This is a genomic window from Micromonospora sp. NPDC127501 (assembly GCF_040302185.1).
Taxonomy (GTDB): domain Bacteria; phylum Actinomycetota; class Actinomycetes; order Mycobacteriales; family Micromonosporaceae; genus Micromonospora.
This window is the reverse complement of record NZ_JBEORJ010000019.1, coordinates 66283-83257: the sequence shown is the minus strand read 5'-3', so window position 1 is coordinate 83257 and position 16975 is coordinate 66283. Positions and strand designations below refer to the sequence as shown.

The window sequence follows — 16975 nt, the reverse complement described above, 5'->3', positions numbered from 1 at the left end:
TGAAGTGCGGGCTTCTCGACTTCTCTCCGTCCTGCTGCTGCTCCAGTCGCACGGGCGGATGACCGCCGCGCAGCTGGCCGAGCGGTTGGCCGTCTCCCCCCGCACCATCTACCGCGACGTCGAGTCGCTGCACGCCGCCGGCATCCCGCTCTACGGCGAGGCCGGGCACGCCGGGGGCTACCAACTGGTCGACGGCTGGCGGACCCGACTGACCGGGCTGACCGCCGAGGAGGCCGACCGGCTGTTCCTCGCCGGGCTGCCCGGCCCCGCCGACGAGTTGGGCTACGGCGACGTGGTGGCCGCGCTGCAACTCAAGCTGCACGCCGCGCTGCCCGCGCCGCTGCGCGACCGGGCGACCCGACTGCAACAACGCTTCCACCTGGACACTCCCGGGTGGTACGCCGACGGCGACGCCTCCCCCGAGCTGGCCCGCACGGCCGAGGCGGTCTGGCGGCAGCACCGCGTCGAGGTGCGCTACCGCGGCTGGAACGGCGAGGTGACCCGGGTCCTGGAGCCGTACGGCCTGGTGCTCAAGGGCGGCCGTTGGTATGTGGTGGCCGACCAGCCCGGCCGGGGCGCGCCGGCGACCTACCGGGTCAACCAGATCCTCGCGTTGACCCCACTGGCGCAGGAGTTCGACCGCCCCGCCGACTTCGACCTGCCGTCCTGGTGGCGGGCGCACGTGGTCCAGTTCCGGGCCCGGCTGCACCGCGACGAGGCCCACGTCCGGCTCTCTCCCGCCGGACGGGAGCGTCTGCGCGAGGTGGGCAGCGATCCGGTGGTGACCGCGATGGACAGCAGCGCCGGGCCACCGGACGCGCGAGGCTGGGTGACCGCGGTGCTGCCGATCGAGTCGCTCACCCACGCCCACGGCGACCTGCTGCGCCTCGGTGCCGACGTCGAGGTGTTGACCCCGGTGGCGCTGCGCGAACGGCTGGCCGCCACGGCGGCCGGGCTCGCCGCGCTCTACTCCTCCGCCTGAACAGCCCCGACCGCCTCCACAGTGGAAGGGTCGGGGGCGTCGATTGTCGTCACGGTGTGCCACCCTGGGACGGTCATCGATGGTCACCGGAGGTGAGGGTCACGTTACGGCTACGCGCACTTGTCGCCGTCCCCGGCACCGGGCCGGTGACCCTCGACGTTCCCGCCGGCACGCTCGCCGCCCTGGTGGCGCCGCCCCGGTTCGGTACGGCGGTCGCCCGGGTGCTGGCCGGGCTGGCTCCGCCGGTGACCGGTCGCGTCCTCGTCGGCGACCGCGACGTCACCAGCCTGCCGCCGCCCCGCCGGCAGATCGGCTACGTGCCCGCCGGTGGCGCGCTGCTGCCGCAGCTCACCGTGCGGCGCAACATCGAGTACGGCCAGCGCAAACGCGAACGGGTGCACGAGGTGGCGAACGACTGGACGGCCACCGTGGTCGACCGGCTGGAGTTGGCGCTCTCCCTCGCCCTGCTGCCGCACCAGATCTCCGACGCCCAGCGGTTCCGGGTGGCGCTCGCCCGAGCGGCGGCCTGCCTGCCCGAGGTGCTGGTGGTCGACCTGCCGGCCGGTTCGGCGGGCGACAGCCGCCTCGGTGACCTGATGCCTCGTCTCTCACCGCCGGACGCCCCGGGCGTGGCGGTGCTCGTCTGCACCGCCGACCCGGCCACCCTGGCCGAGATACCGGTACGGCACGAGCTGGTCACCGAGCCGAGCGAGGCGGCCCGATGAGGCCGACCGCCGGTGTGAGTCGCCGTACGCTGCTGCGCGCCGCCGCCGCGGGTGCCACCGCCCTGACCGCCGGCTGCTCCGGCGGAACCCGGTCGGTGCAGGTCGCGGTGGTCTGGAGCACCAGCGAGTTGGACCGGTTCCGCAAGGTCGTCGCCGGCTACCCCGCCCTCGCCCAGGTGCAGGTGATCAGCGCCGGCAACGACATCGACGCGTTCCTGCGTGCCCGACACCTCGCCGGCACCAGCCCGGACGTGGCGATCCTGCCGCGCCCCGGCCTGGTCACCGAGTACGCCCAGCGCGGCTGGCTGAGCCCGGTGCGCGCGTCCACCGAGTACGCCGTACCCGCCGGGTTGGGCGAGCTGCTGACGGCCGAGGGCCAGCGTTACGGCGTCTGGGTCAAGGCAGCGCACAAGTCGCTGGTCTGGCACCTGCCCTCGATGCTGCCCGTGCAGCCGGCCAACTGGGACGCGCTGGTCCGGCAGACCCAGGAGCTCGGCGCCCTCGCCCGGCGGGGCGGCGGGCCGGCGCCCCTGGCCATCGGCGCCGCGGACGGCTGGGTGCTCACCGACTGGTTCGAGAACGTCTTGGCCGACGTGGCACCCGAGAGCTACAGCGCCCTGGCCCGGCCGGACGCCGACTGGCAGGGCAGAGCGGTGCGCGAGGCGCTGGACCGGCTCGCCGGGCTCTGGAGCATCAACGGGGCGTTCGTCGGCGGCGGCCGTCGTGCCCTGCTCACCCAGTACGAGGAGTCGGTGATCCAGGTGGTGCACACGAAGCGGGCGGTGATGCTCGTCGGAGCCGACTTCACCGCCGACGTCGCCGACCCGTTCCAGCGCGGCCCGGAGGCACCTGTCACGTTCCGGTTTCCGGGGGCTCAGCCGGGCGGCGGCCCCCTGATCGTCGGTGGGGACGCGGCCGTGGCGTTCGCCGACGCCCGGGGTGGGGTCGAGCTGGTCGAGTGGCTCACGAAGGCCGACTCGTTCCGGCCGTGGCTGCGCGACGGCGGATATCTCTCACCCAACACCAACGTCGCGATCGGCAGCTACCGGGACCGCGTCGGCCAGGGTCTCGCCGAGGAGATGCGGGCGCCCGGCACCCTACGTTTCGACCTCTCCGACCAGTTGCCCGGCGCGTTCACCGGTTCGGACGGGGTCGGCATCTGGCGGATCATGCAGGGCTTCTTCGCCGACGTCACCGACGGAGTCCGCGCCAGCGAGGCGATCCGCCGGGCCACCGGCCTGCTCGCCGCGGCGGCCCGCAGCGCGGGGGGCGGCCGATGAGCCAGGTGCGGGTCCTCGGCGAGCTGGCGGTCCTCGACGACGTCGGTCCAGCCCGGCGGGGTCGGGCCTATCCGGCGGCGGGGGCCACGTCGGCCCTGCTGCTGCCGGCCGCGGTGCTGCTCGGCGGGCTCGTGCTGTGGCCGGTCCTGCGGACCATGCACGCCAGCGTCACCACCGACGGTCGCTGGGTCGGCGCGGCGCACTTCCGGACCGCGCTCGCCGCCCCGGGCACCGGCGCGGTGGTCGGCAGGACGGTCCTCTGGGCGCTGCTGGTGCCGGCGGTGGTGACGGCACTGGGCTATCTGCTCGCCGCCGCGTCCCGCCGCTCCCAGGAGGGCGGCCTGGTCCGGTTGATCCTCCTGGTGCCGGTGGCGTTGCCGCTGGTCGTCACCGGGGTCACCTTCCGGCTGATGTACGACCCCGACCCGAGCCGGGGGCTGGCCACCCTGGTCGCGACCCGACTGACCGGCCGCCCGGTCGAGGACGCGCCGCAGTTGCTCGGGCCGGGGATGGTCACCGTCGCGTTGATGTCGGCGTTCGTCTGGGCCTGGGTCGGGTTGGCGGTGCTGGTCTTCCGGTCCGCGCTGGACGCGGTGCCGCCGAGCCTCGCCGACGCGGTCCGCGCCTACGGCGGTACGCGTCGCCACGTGCTGTGGGACGCGCAGTGGAGGCCACTGCTGCTGCGGACGACGGCGGTGGTCTTCGCGTTGGTGGCGGTCGGCACCAGCCGCACGTTCGATCTGATCCTGGTGATGACCCCCGGTTCGGTCCGCGACGAGGCCTCGGTGCTGGCGCTGCGGATCTGGCAGACGTCCGGGGGCACCACCACCGGCGACGGCGCCGCGCTCGGCGTGGTGTGGCTGGTGGCGGTGATCGGCGGGATCATGGTGGCCGCGCTCTTCGTCCGGCAGGCCTGGCCCCCGCCGCGCGTCGAGGCGGCACCGGAGCCCGCCCCGGTCGCCCCGCCCCGGCGGGTGTTCCGGCTGCTCGCGGCGGGTGCCGCGATCGCCTGGCTGGTGCCGCTGGCGGTGCTGGTCGCCACGTCGGCGCACGGCCGGGTGGACGCCGCCGCGCGCGGCTGGTGGTCGGCACCGCCGAACGGCGAGTCCTACCGCGACCTGGTCACCGGCACCGAGCTGTGGCGCACGCTGGGCTTCACCCTGCTGCTGGCCACCGCGGTGACCGCCACGGTGCTGGTGGTCGCGCTGCTGGCTGCGTACCCGTTGGCCTGGTTGACCGGGCCGGCCGCGCAGGCCACCGGGCTGCTGCTGCTGGCCGCCAGCGTCGTGCCGATCCAGGTCATCGCCGGGCCGGTCAACGAGGTGCTGGGCCTGGTGCTCTCCTCCGGCACGGCCCAGGGCCTGGCCCTGGTGCACATCGCGCTGGGCGTGCCGTTCGCGGTGTTGGTGCTGCGCAACGCGTTCGCCGACCTGCCGGTGGAGCAGGTCCGCGACGCCCGGCTGGGTGGGCGTCGGTGGTGGCACACCCTGCGCCGGTTGGCCCGGCACAACCTGTCGGCGGTGGTGGCGGTCTCCGTGCTGGAGTTCGTCCAGGTCTGGAACGACCTGGTGGTGGGGCGGCTGTTCGGTGGGCCGGGGTCGTCGCCGCTGGGCCCGTTCCTGGCCGAGCAGACCCGCAGCTTCGTGAGCAACAGTGGCGCGTTGGCCGCCAGCTCGGTGCTCGCCTCGGTGCTGCCGGTGGTGCTGGTGGTCCTCTCGCGGCGGCACCTGGTCGCCGGGCTCGTCTCCGGGGGTGTGCGGTGACCGGGCCTGGTGGTTCGCGTGGCGGCTCGCGCTGGCCGGCGCTGATCGCAATCGGCGGCGTGGTCGGCAGCGTCCTCGCCAACGTGGCCAGCAACCTGGCCGGCAATGTCCTCTCCGAGCTGGCCGCCAGCGTGCTCGGGCCGGTGACCATCGTCCTGGCCTCCGGCGGCGTCGTCGGTTACGTGGTGTACGAGGTGCGCCGCCGCCGGGCTGGCCGGGAGGTCGACCCCGAGCCCACGGAGGTGCTCACCACCCCCGCCGCCGGGGCGCCCAATCTGCCCTACACCGCCGAGTTCACCGGTCGTGAGGAGCATGTCGACGCGGTGGTCGGTCTGCTCACCCGGGAGCACGCGGTGGCGGTTCTGGGCCGACGCGCGGTGGGCACCTCCGCGTGCGCGGTGCAGGCCGCGAACGAGTGCCGGGAGGATTTCCCCGACGGGCAGTACTACCTGGACCTGCGGCGGCGCGGCCGACCCCGCTCGGCCCGGCAGGTGCTCACCGCGCTGGCCCGGATCCTGGGCACCGCCCCGCCGACCTCCGGCCGGCCGGACGCGCTCGCCGCCGCCGCCGACGCGCTCCGCGGTCAGCTCGACGGTCGCAAGATCGTGCTGGTGCTGGACAACGTGGACCGTCCCGACCAGGTCCGGCCACTGTTGCCGCCCACCGCGCGCACCTGCCGCCTGTTGCTCGCCGGTGGTCCGGCGCTGGTCGGTCTGGAGGGTGTGGTCGCGCACTGGATCGCCGAACCGGGCACGTCCGAGGCGGTGGAGCTGTTCGCGACGGCGGGTGGGGCCGCGCCCGCCGCCCGGGTCCGTCGCGCCGACCCGCGCACCGATCCGGCGGTACGCGAGATCGTCGACCTGTGCGGGCGGCAACCGCGTACCGTCCGCGCGCTCGGTTACCGGACCGCTCAGCACGGCTGGCGGCACTCCGACGTGCTGGACGCGCTGCGCCGCGCGGTGCAGACGCCACCGCACCAGCGGCTCGCCGTCTCACCGGCGGCCCGCCTGGTCACCGAACGGGACATCGCGTACCGGGTGTTGCCCCGCCAGGCACGACGGTTGTACCGGCTGATGTCGCTGGTCCCCGCCCCGGTGGACCGGCCCACCATCGCCGCGCTGGCCGGACGGCACCCCGAGCTGGTGACCGCACTGCTCGACCGGTTGGCCGCGGCGGCGTTCGTGGTCGGCGCGCCCGGTGACCGGTACGAGATCCGGCCCCTGCTGGCCGGCAGCGCCCGACTGCACCTGCGGGACGCGGATCCGGTCCGGGCCCGGGTCGCCGCGCAGGCCCGACTGACCCGGCACCTGGCCCGCCGGGCCGAACGGCACGCGGCCAACCTGGCGGTGCTCGGCTCCCCGGGGGACCGGGAGTGGTCGCTGCCGCTGGACGACGACCCGTACGGCTGGTTCGACCTGCACCAGGAGTTGCTGCTGGCGGTGGTGCGGGTGCCGGCCGGCGCGAAGGAGACACTGCCCCGCCGGGTCCGTCGGTGGTGGTTCCGGTTGGCCGTGGCGCTGTGTGGGTGGCTGGCCTACGCCGAGCGCCTCGACGAGTGGGAGCAGGTCTGCCGCACCGTGCTGGCCACCCCGACCGCCGACGACCGGCCGGAGATCGCCGGGTGGGCGCACAACGAGCTGGGGGTGCTGCGTCGACGCCGGCACGACCCGCAGGGGGCGGCGGCCGCGCTCACCCTCGCGGTCAACGAGCGGGGGCGGCGGGGCAACGCCCAGGCGCGGATGAACCTCGGCCTGGCCCTGCTCGACCTGGGGCAGCTCGACGACGCGGTGGAGCACCTGGAGATGTCGCGCCGACACCGCTCCGGCGCCGACCGGGCCGGGCACGCCCTCACCGAGCTGGGCCTGGGCGCGGCCCAACTGGCCCGGGGCGAACCGGACACCGCGCACCACCACCTGGTGCGGGCGGCCAACACGTTCCGGTCGGTGGGCGACGCGCGCGGGTACGCGGCGGCGCTGACGAACCTGGTGCTGGTGCACGCGGCGCTCGGAGAGCACCTGGACGCCGCCCAGGCCTGGCGGGCCGCACTGCGCGAGTACGAGTCGGTCAACGACCCGACCAGCCGGGCGACGGCGCTGCTCAACGCCGGGGCGACGCTGCTGAGCAGCACCCCGGGGCAGGCGCGGACGGCGTACGAGCTGCTGGCCGAGAGCCGCCGGCTGCGCGAGGAGACCCGGCCGACCGCCGGGCTGGCGCGTACCCTGCTCTACCTGGGCGACGCCTGCGCCGCCCTGGGCGAGCGGGCCGACGCGCGGCGGCACTGGGCGGACGCGGCGGCGGTGGCCGAGGAGGTCGCCGATGCCCAGGGGTTGGCCGCCGCCGACGCCCGACTGGAGGACGACGTCGACAGCCGGGTGACGTAGGTCGCTCGGGTTGGTCGGTGGCATGGCTCTGGGAGACTCTGTGACCGTGGACGCGCTCTCGGTACGGGGACTCAGTCGCAACTTCGGCAACCTGGTCGTGCTCGACGAGGTGAGCTTCACGCTCCCGGCGGGCCGGATCGCTGTGGTGCTGGGCCCGAACGGCAGCGGCAAGACGACTCTGCTGCGCTGTGTCGTCGGCGCCGACCGGCCGGACGCGGGTGAGGTGCTGGTGCAGGGCCGCCGGGCCGACGAGACCGATCCTCAGGTACGGGCGCTGGTGGCGGCCGCCCTGGACGACATCGATTTCTTCCCCGACCTGTCGGTGGTCGAGCACCTGGAGCTGGTCGCGTACGCCCACGGGGGTGACGCCGAGCCGGTCGAGGAGGTCCTCGCCGAGCTGGGGCTGGAGCCGGCCCGCGACCAACTGCCGGTGACGCTGTCCAGCGGGCAGCGCCGCCGGCTGGCGCTGGCGTCCTGTTTCGTCCGGCCCCGCCGGGTGCTGATCCTGGACGAGCCCGAGCAGCGACTGGACGTCCGCGGGCGACAGTGGCTCGCCGACCGACTCCTGCGGGAACGGGCGGCGGGCACGGCCGTGCTGTTGGCCTCGCACGACCCGGAGCTGATCGACGCGGTGGTCGACGAGCGCATCGAGATCGGCAAGTGACCGCGGCGCCGGCCACGATCGCCGACACGCCGGCCGGGGTGCCGACCGCCCGGCAGGTACGAACGCACCTGCGCAAGGCCCGCAGCCGGCACCACGACCATTCCCTCGGTGACGTGCTCGGCGACGCCTACGTCATGGTCCTGTTCGTGGGCATGTACGGCTGGTTCGCGATCAGCGCCAGCCGCGACCTGCTGGACTCCCCCACCGTGGGGCAGGCCGAGCCGGGCGTGCGCTGGTGGCTGGCGGTCGCCGCGCTGCTGGCTGGCGCGGGGCTCGCCTGGCGTGGTCTGCGCGCGCTCGGCCCGCTGCTGGTGACCCCGGCGACACAGAGCTGGGCGACCAGCGCGCCCGTCGACCGGCGGGCCTGGCTGGCGCCGCGCTTCGTTCTCCTGCTGCTGGGGTCGGCGGCCGGCACCGCGGCGCTGGGAGTGGCAGTGGCGGCGCTCGGTGGGGTCAGCGAACCGTCCGCCCTGGGTTGGGCGGCGGCGGCCGGCGCGGGGTGGGGCGCGGCCGCGCTGGCGCTCAGCGTCGTCGCCCAGAGCAGCCGGTCGGGGCGACGCTGGCCGACCGTGGTCGGGGCGGCGCCGATGGTGGTAGCGGCGGTGATCACCGCCCTGGTGGTGCTCGTCGGTCGCCTCGGCGACGGGCTGCCCCGACCGGCGACGACACCGACCGTCGCGTTGTTCGCCGTCGCGGTGCCCCTCGCGGTCGTGGGCGTGATCCTCGCGGTACGCGCGCTGCCCCGGGTCGACCGGGCCACCCTGACCACCGGCGCGCAGTTCGCCAACGCCGCCGCCACGGCCACGATCCTGCTGGATCCGAGCCTGCTCGCCGGCCTGGTGGAGAGCCGCCGCTGGCGCCGGATCGGCCGGGTCCGCAGCCGCCGGTTCCGGCCCGGCCCCGGCTGGTGGGCGCTGCTCCAGGCCGACGTACGCCGGCTGCGCCGCCACCCCAGCGCCGTGCTGATCTGGGCGGCGCTGATCGGGGTGCAGTACGCTGCCGCGCTCGCCCTGCCCGGGTTGGCCGGGGCCGCGCAGGTGGTGTTCGCGTACCTCGCCGCCAACCGGCTGACCGGCGGTCTGCGGTCGGTCAGCCGCTCACCCGGGCTGCGCCGGGCGCTCGGTGGCAGCGACAACCTGCTGCGCGGGATCCACGTGGTGGTGCCCGCCGTCGGCGCGGGCCTGTGGTGGTTGCTGACCCTGCCGACCGTCGACCCGGGACCGGCCTGGCTGGCGCCGACGCTGGCGCTGGGGGTGGTGGCCGCCGCGTTCCGGGCCGGCACCCGCCCGCCGATCGACTACGGCGGCGCGACGGTCAACACGCCGTTCGGGATGATCCCGGTCGACCTGATGCGTCAGGGGTCACGGGGCCCGGCGCTGCTCGCCGTGCTGGTCCTCGTCCAGCTGTTCCTGGGCTGAGCCGGCTCGACCGCCCGGTCGACCCGGGGCCAGATCACGGCACCATTCGCTGTCGTTTCCGTCCAAGACAGCGCCGCGAGCGCGATCTAGCGTGGACCCGGCAGCCCGCTCCGAGCATGAGGAGACAACACAATGCGCGACCTGGTCTACACCGGTTTCATGTCGCTCGACGGCGTCGTGGACTCGCCCGGCGGCGGGCCGGGTGAGGAGCACCGCAGCGGCGGTTGGGTGTTCAAGGACCTCGAGTTCGTCCCGGAGGCCTGGTCGCTGAAGGGCGAGGAGCTCGCTGACACGACGGCGCTGATGTTCGGCCGTCGCAGCTACGAGGCGTTCGCGCCGGTCTGGCCCGGTTCGGAGGACCACGCCGGCTACAAGGAGCTGCCCAAGTACGTCGTGTCGAGCACGCTGTCCGACGACGCGCTCGTCGACGGGTGGGGGCCGACGACGATCCTGCGCTCGACCGGGGACGTCGCCGCGCTCAAGCAGGGCGAGGGCGGGGCGATCTTCATCCACGGGAGCGCGGAGCTGGCCCGGCGGCTGTCCGACGAGGGGCTGATCGACCAGTACAACCTGCTCGTCTTCCCCGTGCTGCTCGGTGCCGGCAAGAGCCTGTTCGGCCGGGCCGACCGCGACAAGCACATGCTGACGCTGCGGGAGTCGGAGAGCTACTCGAACGGCATCCTCAAGCTGGTCTACGACGTCAAGCGCTGATCCAGGTCGAGGGCGATGGCGCCGCCGGTGCCCTCGCGCAGCTGCCTGACGGTCCGTCCGACGTAGCAGCGCAGTGCCCGGGCCAGGTGCGGCTCGTCGAAGTAGTCGAGCTTGGCGACGACCTCGGCGGCCGGGTCGCCGGTGGCCAGCAGCTCCGCCGCCGTACGGGCCCGCTCGACCTGCCGGACCGCGCCGCGCGTCAGCCCGGTCGCGGCGCGGAACCGGCGTTCGACGGTACGCCCTGAGACGGCCGGACGGCCTCCCCGCAGCAGTTCGGCGACGAGCGGGTCACGGACCACGGTCCCAGCCCGGACGAGGCTGTCGACCAGGGCCTCAGCGTCGTCGGGGCTGGGCGTCTCCCAGCGCGCGCCGTCCAGCCGGAACGTCCGGCGCGTGGTGTCGGGTAGCTCGATGCCGCCGTCGACCAGCGTCGGCGTGGGCACGGCCCGCAGCGAGGTGCCCACGGCGAACTCGATGCCGGTGAAGGTCGCGCCCTCCGGCACCGGCGCCGTGCCGGTCCGGGTCTCGGGACCGGTGATGCTCGCGTACGCCCGGCCGGCCTGCTCCCAGAACACCAGGCCCCACCGCACCCCTGCCACGGATGTCATCGTGGTGACCTGCTCGCTCGTGCAGGTCCACACGGTGTCGACCCATGGCGAGTCGGACCCGCGCGTCTCGAACCGCAGTCCCACGGGCGAAGGATACGCCGGAGAGCACGTTGGACGGACGCTCCTAGCCGGAGCCGAGCGCGGCGGCGACAGCGGCGACGCCGTCCTCGATCTCGGTGGGCGTACGGGCCGCGTAGCCGAGCACGAGGCCGGGCCGGTACGGCCGCTGGCAGTGCCAGGACAGCGGTTGCACCTTCACGCCGCGCGCCAGCGTCGCCGCCGCCAGCTCGGTGTCGACCACCGTGTCGTCCAGCGTGATCATCAGGTGCAGGCCGGCGGCGGCGCCGTGCACAGTCGCCGATGGCAACGCGCGGGCCAGCGCGGCGATCATGGCGTCCCGCCGGCGGATGTGTCGGCGACGCAGCAGCCGCAGATGCCGCTCGAAGGCGCCGGAGGTCATCAACTCCGCCAGCACCAGTTGCGGTAGCACGGCGTTGCCCAGGTCGGCGTTGCGCTTGGCGGCCACCACGGCCTCGCGCAGCCGCGCCGGCACGAGCAGCCAGCCGACCCGCAGGGCGGGGGCGAGCAGTTTGGAGACGCTGCCGGCGTAGCAGACCTGCTCGGGCAGCAGGCCACGCAGCGCCGGCACCGGAGGACGGTCGTAGCGGTGCTCGGCGTCGTAGTCGTCCTCGATGATCAGACCGCCGGCCCGCGCCCAGGCGACGAGGTGGCGGCGGCGGTCACCGTCGAGCACCACGCCGGTCGGGAACTGGTGCGCGGGGGTGAGCATCACGGCCGGTGCGCCACTGGCAACCAATTCGTCGACCCGCAACCCGGCGTCGTCGACACTGATCGGCGGGGTGTCCATCCGCCAGTTGTTCAGGTGCTGGCGCACCCCGAGCGAGCCCGGGTCCTCGACGGCGATCCGGACGACGCCGGCAGCGGTGAGCGCCTGGGCGAGCAGCCCGAGCGCCTGGGAGACGCCGGCCACGATGATCACCTCGGCGGGGTCGACGCTGATGCCGCGGTTGCGGGCCAGCCAGGCGGCAACGGCCTGTCGCAGCGCGGGCGTGCCACAGGGGTCGCCGTAGCCGAGGTCGGCCGCGGCGAGGCGGCGCAGCACGCTCCGTTCGGCGCGCAGCCAGTCCGCGCGGGGAAAGGCGGCCAGATCGGGTACGCCGGGCGTCAGGTCGATGGTCGCGTGCGCCGCGCGTACCGCGTCGAAGATGTCGGTGCCCGGTGCCGGCGGGAAGGTCGCGACCGGTGCCGGCGCGGCGGCCGGGGCGGGGGTGGGCGCGGCCGGCGCGGCCACGACCACCGTGCCGGCCCGGCCCCGACCGGCGATGTGCCCCTCCTCGGTCAGGCGCTGGTACGCCTCGGTGACCACGCCCCGGGAGACACCGAGGTCGGCGGCGAGCACCCGGGTCGGGGGCAGCCGGTCACCGACCGGCACCCGTCCTTCGGCGATGGCCTGCCGCAGCCGGTCGGTCAGCCAGGCGGCGCGCCCGCCCGGCGTCGCGTCGGCGATGGTCAGGTGCAGGAAGTCGGACCCGGCCGATATGGACCTCTCGGACGCAGTCGCTTTGGCTCTGCCCATCGGGCCATTGTGGCAGCAGAGTGAGCAGGAGCCAGACCTGCCAACTCCGTCGGAGGACGATCGTGACCATCCCGTTCCTGATCACCACGATGATCGTGGTGGTCACCCCCGGCACCGGGGTGATCTTCACGCTCTCCGCCGGCCTGTCGCGGGGTGCGCGGGCCGGGGTGCTGGCCGCGTTCGCCTGCACGCTGGGGACGTTGCCACATCTGCTGGCCGCGATGACCGGGCTGGCCGCGCTGATGCAGACCAGCGCGGTGGCGTTCGAGACCGTCCGCTACCTCGGCGTCGGCTACCTGCTCTACCTGGCCTGGTCCATGGCGCGGGACCGCGACGCCTTCGCGGTGACCACCGACGCCCCACCCCGCTCGGCGATCCGGGTGATCGTCTCCGGGGTGCTGGTCAACCTGCTCAACCCGAAGCCGACGATGTTCTTCGTCGCGTTCCTGCCGCAGTTCGTGGACACCACGGCACCGGGCTCGACCCGGGCGATGCTCGGCTGCGGCGCGGTGTTCATGCTGCTCACCTTCGTGGTGTTCAGCGGCTACGGCATCTTCGCGGCCCGGGTACGCGACCGGGTGCTGACCCGGCCCCGGGTCACCGACTGGCTGCGCCGATCCGCCGCCGGCACGTTCGTCGCGCTCGGCGTGACCCTCGCCCTCACCGAACGATAGGACCACAGTGCAGTTCGAACATTCTCCGCGGCTTCGCGACGCGTACCCCGACCTGGTCGCCGGCGTGGTGCAGGCCACCGGGATCACCGCCACCGCCGACGTGACGGCAAGCACGGCCGCCCATCTCGCCGAGGCGCGACGGCGGTTGGCCGGTGGGGCCGAGAGCGGGTTCCCGGAGATCCAGGCGTGGCGGCGGGCGTACGCGGCGATGGGGCTGCGGCCCACCAAGTACCGGTGCGCCGCCGAGGCGTTGCTGCGTCGGCTACGCCTCGACGGCGAACTGCCCCGGGTGCACCCGCTCGTCGACCTCTGCAACGCCATCTCGGCCGCGTACGCCATCCCGGTCGCGGCGCTCGACCTGGACCGGGTCGACGGCGACCTGGTGGTCCGGCCGGCACACGGCGACGAGGCGTACCTGAGTTTCGCGGGCGACACCGAGCATCCCGAGCGGGGCGAGGTGACCTTCGTCGACTCCGCCGGGCGGGCACACGCCCGACGGTGGACGAACCGGCAGAGCGGGTGGTCGGCCGTGCGGGCGGGCACCTCGTCGGTGCTGATCGTCGCCGAGGCGCTGCACCCGGGTGGCGGACCGGCCGTGAGCCGGCTGGTCGCCGACCTCGTGACGGAGCTGACCGAGGCGTGGTCCGCCCCGACGGCCGCCGCGGTGCTCACCGCCGCCGCGCCCCGTTTCCGCACTCCTGCGACGGATGAGGACCGGGGTCAGGCGGTGTCGCCGGGCAGCAGGTGACGGTAGCCGGGGATCGTCTCGGCGAACCAACCCGCGACACTGGCCAGACCGCGGTCGTTGAGCTGCGCGTCGTGGATCGGGTACGCCGCCGCCGCGCCCACGGCGCCGGCGAACCGGATCGCCTCGTCGAGGCGCAGCCAGGACCCCTGGGCCGGGACGAGCAGGGTGCGCACCGGCTCGTCCGGCACGTGCAGGGCGTCGCCCGGGTGGTAGAGCTCGCCGCCGATCAGGTAGCCGAGGTTCGGGCAGTCGGGCTGCCCCTCGTGGATCGCGGCGTGCCGGCCACCGTGGGCGCTGACCGGAATGCCGGCCGCCGTGAACCGCTCGCCCGCGCGGACCCGGGTCACCGGCAGCGGGGCGAGATCCGGCAGGCGGGCACCCTCCGGCGCGTACACGGGGACACCGAGACCGGCGAGCCGCAACACGTCTATGTGGTCGGTGTGCTCGTGGGTGACCAGGACGGCGTCCGCGCCGGCCAGGGCCCGCGGCTCGCTCCACGTCCCCGGGTCGACGACCAGCACCCCGCCGTCGTGCTCGACGCGGACACAGGCGTGCGTGAATCGGGTGATCCGCATCAGGCGACGGTACGCCGCCGGCAGCTGAGTCGTGGTCCTCGGGGCGGTTGGGCCGGCCCTGCCGGGGTAGTGCGGCAGCATGCCACAGCGATACGAGAACTACCCCAGGATCGCCGTCGTCACCGGTGCGGACTCCGGCATCGGCAAGGCCTGCGCGGTGGCGCTGGCCGAGGCCGGCTTCGAGATCGGCATCACCTGGTACGGCGACCCCGACGGCGCGGAGCGGACGGCCACCGAGGTCCGCGCGACGGGCCGGCGTTGCGAGGTCGCCGAGGTGGACCTGACCCGACTGCCGGACGCGGCGGCGGTGGTGGACGAGTTGGCCGACCGGCTGGGCGGCATCGGGGTGCTGGTCAACAACGCCGGCACCGGGGCCTCGACGCCGTTCGTCGACACCGGGTGGGAGCAGTGGCGCGAGGTGCTCGCCGTCGACCTGGACGCGCCGTTCCTGTGCGCCCAGCGGGCCGCGCGACGGATGCGGGCCACCGGTGCCGGCGGGCGGATCATCAACATCACCAGCGTGCACGAGCACGCGCCCCGGGTGGGCTCCGCGGCGTACTGCGCCGCGAAGGGCGGGCTCGGGCTGCTCACCCGGGTGATGGCCCAGGAGTTGGCCGCCGACGGGATCACCGTCAACGCCGTCGCCCCGGGCGAGATCGCCACGCCGATGACCGGTCAGGAGGATGTCGACCCGTTCACCCAGGAACGGCCCGGTGTGCCGCTGGGGCGGCCCGGCGACGGCCGGGAGGTGGCCGCCGTGGTCGCGTTGCTCGCCTCCCCCGCCGCCAGCTACGTCACCGGCGCGTCCTGGCCGGTAGACGGGGGCATGCTGCTGATGGGTCCGCAGGCCGCGGCGTTGACGAACGACGAATGGCGATCGGTCTGAGCGGTACGGCGGATGCCGTCAACGCATCGGCGCGGCCGACGCCCGGACGATGTACGCGAACTGCACACCGAACGTCACCACCGCGACCAGCACCCCGACCAGGACCGTCAGCCCGACCCCGGCCCCGACGGTCGCGGCCGCCAGCGCGATGCCGAGCCCGCTCAGCACCGCGTTGACCGCGCCCACGAGTGCGGCCGTGGTCAGCAGGAACTCCCACCGCCCCGGACGCGTGCCGACCAGGTTCCAGGCGGTGCTCATGGCGTCGTCGGCCACCACCGCGTCGGCGAAGAAGTCGTGTTCGCCGGCGAGATTGTGTTGGTAGTAGGCCCGGATGCGTTGGATCCGCCGCAGGTCCAACGAGTTCTCCACGGTGGTCTCCACCAGCCGTAGAAACGTCAGCACCCCGAGGATGACCAGCGTCGGCAGCACCGCTGCCAGGTACGGCCGGACCAGCTTGTCGTTACTGGCGACGAAGCCGAGGCCGATCAGCGCCGCCGACAGGACGGACAGGAAGATGGTGGCGCGGCCGGTGGCCTCGGCGATGGTGCCGGCGCGGGACGTCTGCAACGCGTAGTGCTCGGTGGTCAGGACGGTGAGAAGCGCCTGCTCGCGTTCGCCCTCGTCCACCCCGCCACCCTCCGTGGTCGCACGACTCCGTTACCGTCACCCTATGAGCGGTGGAGCGTCTCCGGGCGGCGAACCAGCCGCTCGGAGAACGGGACAGCGCCCAGCAAAGCGGGCACGTATCCTCCAAACTCCGGTGATCAGCAAGCGGCGGTGGGGCCGACCGACGGCGGAAGGGGACCGGATGCCCGGGTGGTCTGGTCGGGGCGGGCGGCAACGACGGGCCTTCGTCGTCGGTGGGGCACTCTTCGCGATCGCCGTCGTCATGTTGCTGGCCGCCTGGCGCAGCACCGGCTTCCTCAGCGACCTGCTGCTCAACCTCGGGGCCAGCGTGGTCCTCGCGGCCATCTCGTACGTCATCTTCGACCCGTTGTTCGAGGAGGCCCGCAAGGCGCGGGTGCAGGAGCACCTCAGCTTCGACCAGCAGGCCTTCGTGACACGGCTGCACCGCTCCGGGCGTCGGGTGCGCATCCTCGACACCTGGACGATCCTGCTGGAGCAACGGCACCGGGAGGAGACCCTGAGCGCGGTACGAGCGGCGCTGGCCAACGGGGCCCAGGTGCAGTTGCTCCTGCTCGATCCCGACTGCACCGCCGCCCAGCAACGCTCCGAGGAGCTGGAACGGCAACGGGTGGACGTGCCCCGGCAGATCCGCACCAACCTGCGCCACCTGGCCGCGTTCGCCGAGGCGCTCGACTCGCGGCTGCGCCACCGCCTACAGGTCCGGCTCTACGACGCGTCCCCGTCGATCCAGCTCTACCAGTGGGACGGGCGGGCGCTGATCTCGTTCTTCCCGATCGGCAAGTTGTCGTTCAACGTGCCGCAGCTCGAGGTGGACATGGACAGCCCGTGGGGCGGGTTCGTGCACGCCCGGTTCGAGGAGCTGTGGGAGCACCAGCAGGCCACCCTCGACCTGGAGCGGTACTGGTCGGTCACTGTCACGCTGCGCCACGACGAGTCGGACGTGGTCGAGGTGAGCGTGCCGTTCGTGACGGTGGACGGGCAGCACTACGTCGACTGCCGGGGGTTCCGGGTGACCGGGCCGCTGACGGTGCGAGCCGTGCTGCCGCCCCGCGCGCCCGGGGCGGCACCCGGCGTGTTCGCCCTGGCCGAGCCCGCCGACGGGGACCGCACCCCGATCCCCGTGGTGAGACGGCACTTCGACCAGAAGTACGGGCACGACGACGGCGAGCGGGACGTCCGCCGACTGGTGCCGCCACCGGGCGATGCCCGTACCCCGGCGCCCCGCCCCGCGACGGCCGGTGACACGCACGCACGGTGACCCCCGAACGGACCGTCGGCTCGGCCCGGGAAACAATGGTGGTCCACCCTGATCGCC

The 16975-nt window shown here is 74.2% G+C and carries 16 protein-coding genes; 12 read left to right on the top strand and 4 right to left on the bottom strand.

Annotated elements, in window-relative coordinates:
- The first annotated feature begins 4 nt into the window (after positions 1 to 4).
- From ABTW72_RS30825 to ABTW72_RS30790, 8 genes are all read left to right on the top strand, one after another.
- Positions 5 to 982, top strand: a complete 978-nt coding sequence (locus ABTW72_RS30825; RefSeq protein ID WP_350864974.1) for a helix-turn-helix transcriptional regulator — start codon at positions 5 to 7, stop codon at positions 980 to 982.
- Between the two features lie 92 nt (positions 983 to 1074).
- Entirely contained in the window at positions 1075 to 1707 is a 633-nt protein-coding gene (locus ABTW72_RS30820) for an ATP-binding cassette domain-containing protein (RefSeq protein ID WP_167362495.1), read from the top strand.
- Complete coding sequence (locus ABTW72_RS30815; protein ID WP_350864971.1) at positions 1704 to 2987, top strand: extracellular solute-binding protein; 1284 nt, start codon at positions 1704 to 1706, stop codon at positions 2985 to 2987. Before ABTW72_RS30820 ends, ABTW72_RS30815 begins: the two co-directional genes overlap by 4 nt.
- Positions 2984 to 4750, top strand: a complete 1767-nt coding sequence (locus ABTW72_RS30810) for an ABC transporter permease (protein ID WP_091406571.1) — start codon at positions 2984 to 2986, stop codon at positions 4748 to 4750. The genes ABTW72_RS30815 and ABTW72_RS30810 overlap by 4 nt, the downstream gene beginning before the upstream one ends.
- Entirely contained in the window at positions 4747 to 7131 is a 2385-nt protein-coding gene (locus tag ABTW72_RS30805) for a tetratricopeptide repeat protein (protein WP_350864967.1), read from the top strand. Before ABTW72_RS30810 ends, ABTW72_RS30805 begins: the two co-directional genes overlap by 4 nt.
- Positions 7132 to 7171: 40 nt before the next feature.
- A complete protein-coding gene (locus ABTW72_RS30800) occupies positions 7172 to 7795 on the top strand; it encodes an ABC transporter ATP-binding protein (protein ID WP_350864964.1) in 624 nt (207 codons plus the stop codon).
- Positions 7792 to 9213: a DUF6297 family protein gene (locus ABTW72_RS30795; RefSeq protein WP_350864961.1), complete on the top strand. Its 1422-nt coding sequence runs from the start codon at positions 7792 to 7794 to the stop codon at positions 9211 to 9213. The genes ABTW72_RS30800 and ABTW72_RS30795 overlap by 4 nt, the downstream gene beginning before the upstream one ends.
- A gap of 132 nt (positions 9214 to 9345) precedes the next feature.
- On the top strand, positions 9346 to 9924 hold the full coding sequence (locus ABTW72_RS30790) for a dihydrofolate reductase family protein (protein WP_350864958.1): 579 nt from the start codon (positions 9346 to 9348) through the stop codon (positions 9922 to 9924).
- Here ABTW72_RS30790 and ABTW72_RS30785 read toward each other — a convergent pair.
- Positions 9906 to 10616: a helix-turn-helix domain-containing protein gene (locus ABTW72_RS30785; RefSeq protein WP_350864956.1), complete on the bottom strand. Its 711-nt coding sequence runs from the start codon at positions 10614 to 10616 to the stop codon at positions 9906 to 9908. The genes ABTW72_RS30790 and ABTW72_RS30785 overlap by 19 nt on opposite strands.
- 40 nt (positions 10617 to 10656) lie before the next feature.
- Entirely contained in the window at positions 10657 to 12129 is a 1473-nt protein-coding gene (gene pdxR / locus ABTW72_RS30780) for a MocR-like pyridoxine biosynthesis transcription factor PdxR (RefSeq protein ID WP_350864953.1), read from the bottom strand.
- 62 nt (positions 12130 to 12191) lie between these two features.
- On the opposite strand from pdxR, the gene ABTW72_RS30775 reads away from it, so the two are divergent.
- The gene (locus ABTW72_RS30775; RefSeq protein WP_350864950.1) at positions 12192 to 12803 is read left to right on the top strand and encodes a LysE family translocator; all 612 of its coding nucleotides are present in this window, start codon (positions 12192 to 12194) and stop codon (positions 12801 to 12803) included.
- Between the two features lie 7 nt (positions 12804 to 12810).
- Positions 12811 to 13551, top strand: coding sequence for a B3/B4 domain-containing protein (locus ABTW72_RS30770; RefSeq protein WP_350864948.1), 741 nt, complete (start codon positions 12811 to 12813; stop codon positions 13549 to 13551).
- On the opposite strand, the gene ABTW72_RS30765 is transcribed toward ABTW72_RS30770, so the two are convergent.
- Positions 13524 to 14126: an MBL fold metallo-hydrolase gene (locus tag ABTW72_RS30765; RefSeq protein ID WP_112676645.1), complete on the bottom strand. Its 603-nt coding sequence runs from the start codon at positions 14124 to 14126 to the stop codon at positions 13524 to 13526. The two genes, ABTW72_RS30770 and ABTW72_RS30765, sit on opposite strands and share 28 nt — an antisense overlap.
- A gap of 79 nt (positions 14127 to 14205) precedes the next feature.
- On the opposite strand from ABTW72_RS30765, the gene ABTW72_RS30760 reads away from it, so the two are divergent.
- Positions 14206 to 15012, top strand: coding sequence for an SDR family oxidoreductase (locus ABTW72_RS30760; protein WP_350864945.1), 807 nt, complete (start codon positions 14206 to 14208; stop codon positions 15010 to 15012).
- A gap of 18 nt (positions 15013 to 15030) precedes the next feature.
- On the opposite strand, the gene ABTW72_RS30755 is transcribed toward ABTW72_RS30760, so the two are convergent.
- The gene (locus ABTW72_RS30755; RefSeq protein WP_350864943.1) at positions 15031 to 15639 is read right to left on the bottom strand and encodes a hypothetical protein; all 609 of its coding nucleotides are present in this window, start codon (positions 15637 to 15639) and stop codon (positions 15031 to 15033) included.
- A 181-nt stretch (positions 15640 to 15820) separates the two neighbouring features.
- Between ABTW72_RS30755 and ABTW72_RS30750 the strand changes: the two genes are divergently transcribed.
- A complete protein-coding gene (locus tag ABTW72_RS30750; RefSeq protein ID WP_350864941.1) occupies positions 15821 to 16918 on the top strand; it encodes a DUF5919 domain-containing protein in 1098 nt (365 codons plus the stop codon).
- The last annotated feature ends 57 nt before the right edge of the window (positions 16919 to 16975 follow it).

What these genes read in the sequence shown, in the direction of transcription:
- ABTW72_RS30750 (WP_350864941.1), top strand. Translation starts at nt 15,821, where the DNA reads ATGCCCGGGTGGTCTGGTCGGGGCGGGCGGCAACGACGGGCCTTCGTC.
- ABTW72_RS30760 (WP_350864945.1), top strand. Translation starts at nt 14,206, where the DNA reads ATGCCACAGCGATACGAGAACTACCCCAGGATCGCCGTCGTCACCGGT.
- ABTW72_RS30810 (WP_091406571.1), top strand. Translation starts at nt 2,984, where the DNA reads ATGAGCCAGGTGCGGGTCCTCGGCGAGCTGGCGGTCCTCGACGACGTC.
- pdxR (WP_350864953.1), bottom strand. Translation starts at nt 12,129, where the DNA reads ATGGGCAGAGCCAAAGCGACTGCGTCCGAGAGGTCCATATCGGCCGGG.
- ABTW72_RS30765 (WP_112676645.1), bottom strand. Translation starts at nt 14,126, where the DNA reads ATGCGGATCACCCGATTCACGCACGCCTGTGTCCGCGTCGAGCACGAC.
- ABTW72_RS30790 (WP_350864958.1), top strand. Translation starts at nt 9,346, where the DNA reads ATGCGCGACCTGGTCTACACCGGTTTCATGTCGCTCGACGGCGTCGTG.
- ABTW72_RS30815 (WP_350864971.1), top strand. Translation starts at nt 1,704, where the DNA reads ATGAGGCCGACCGCCGGTGTGAGTCGCCGTACGCTGCTGCGCGCCGCC.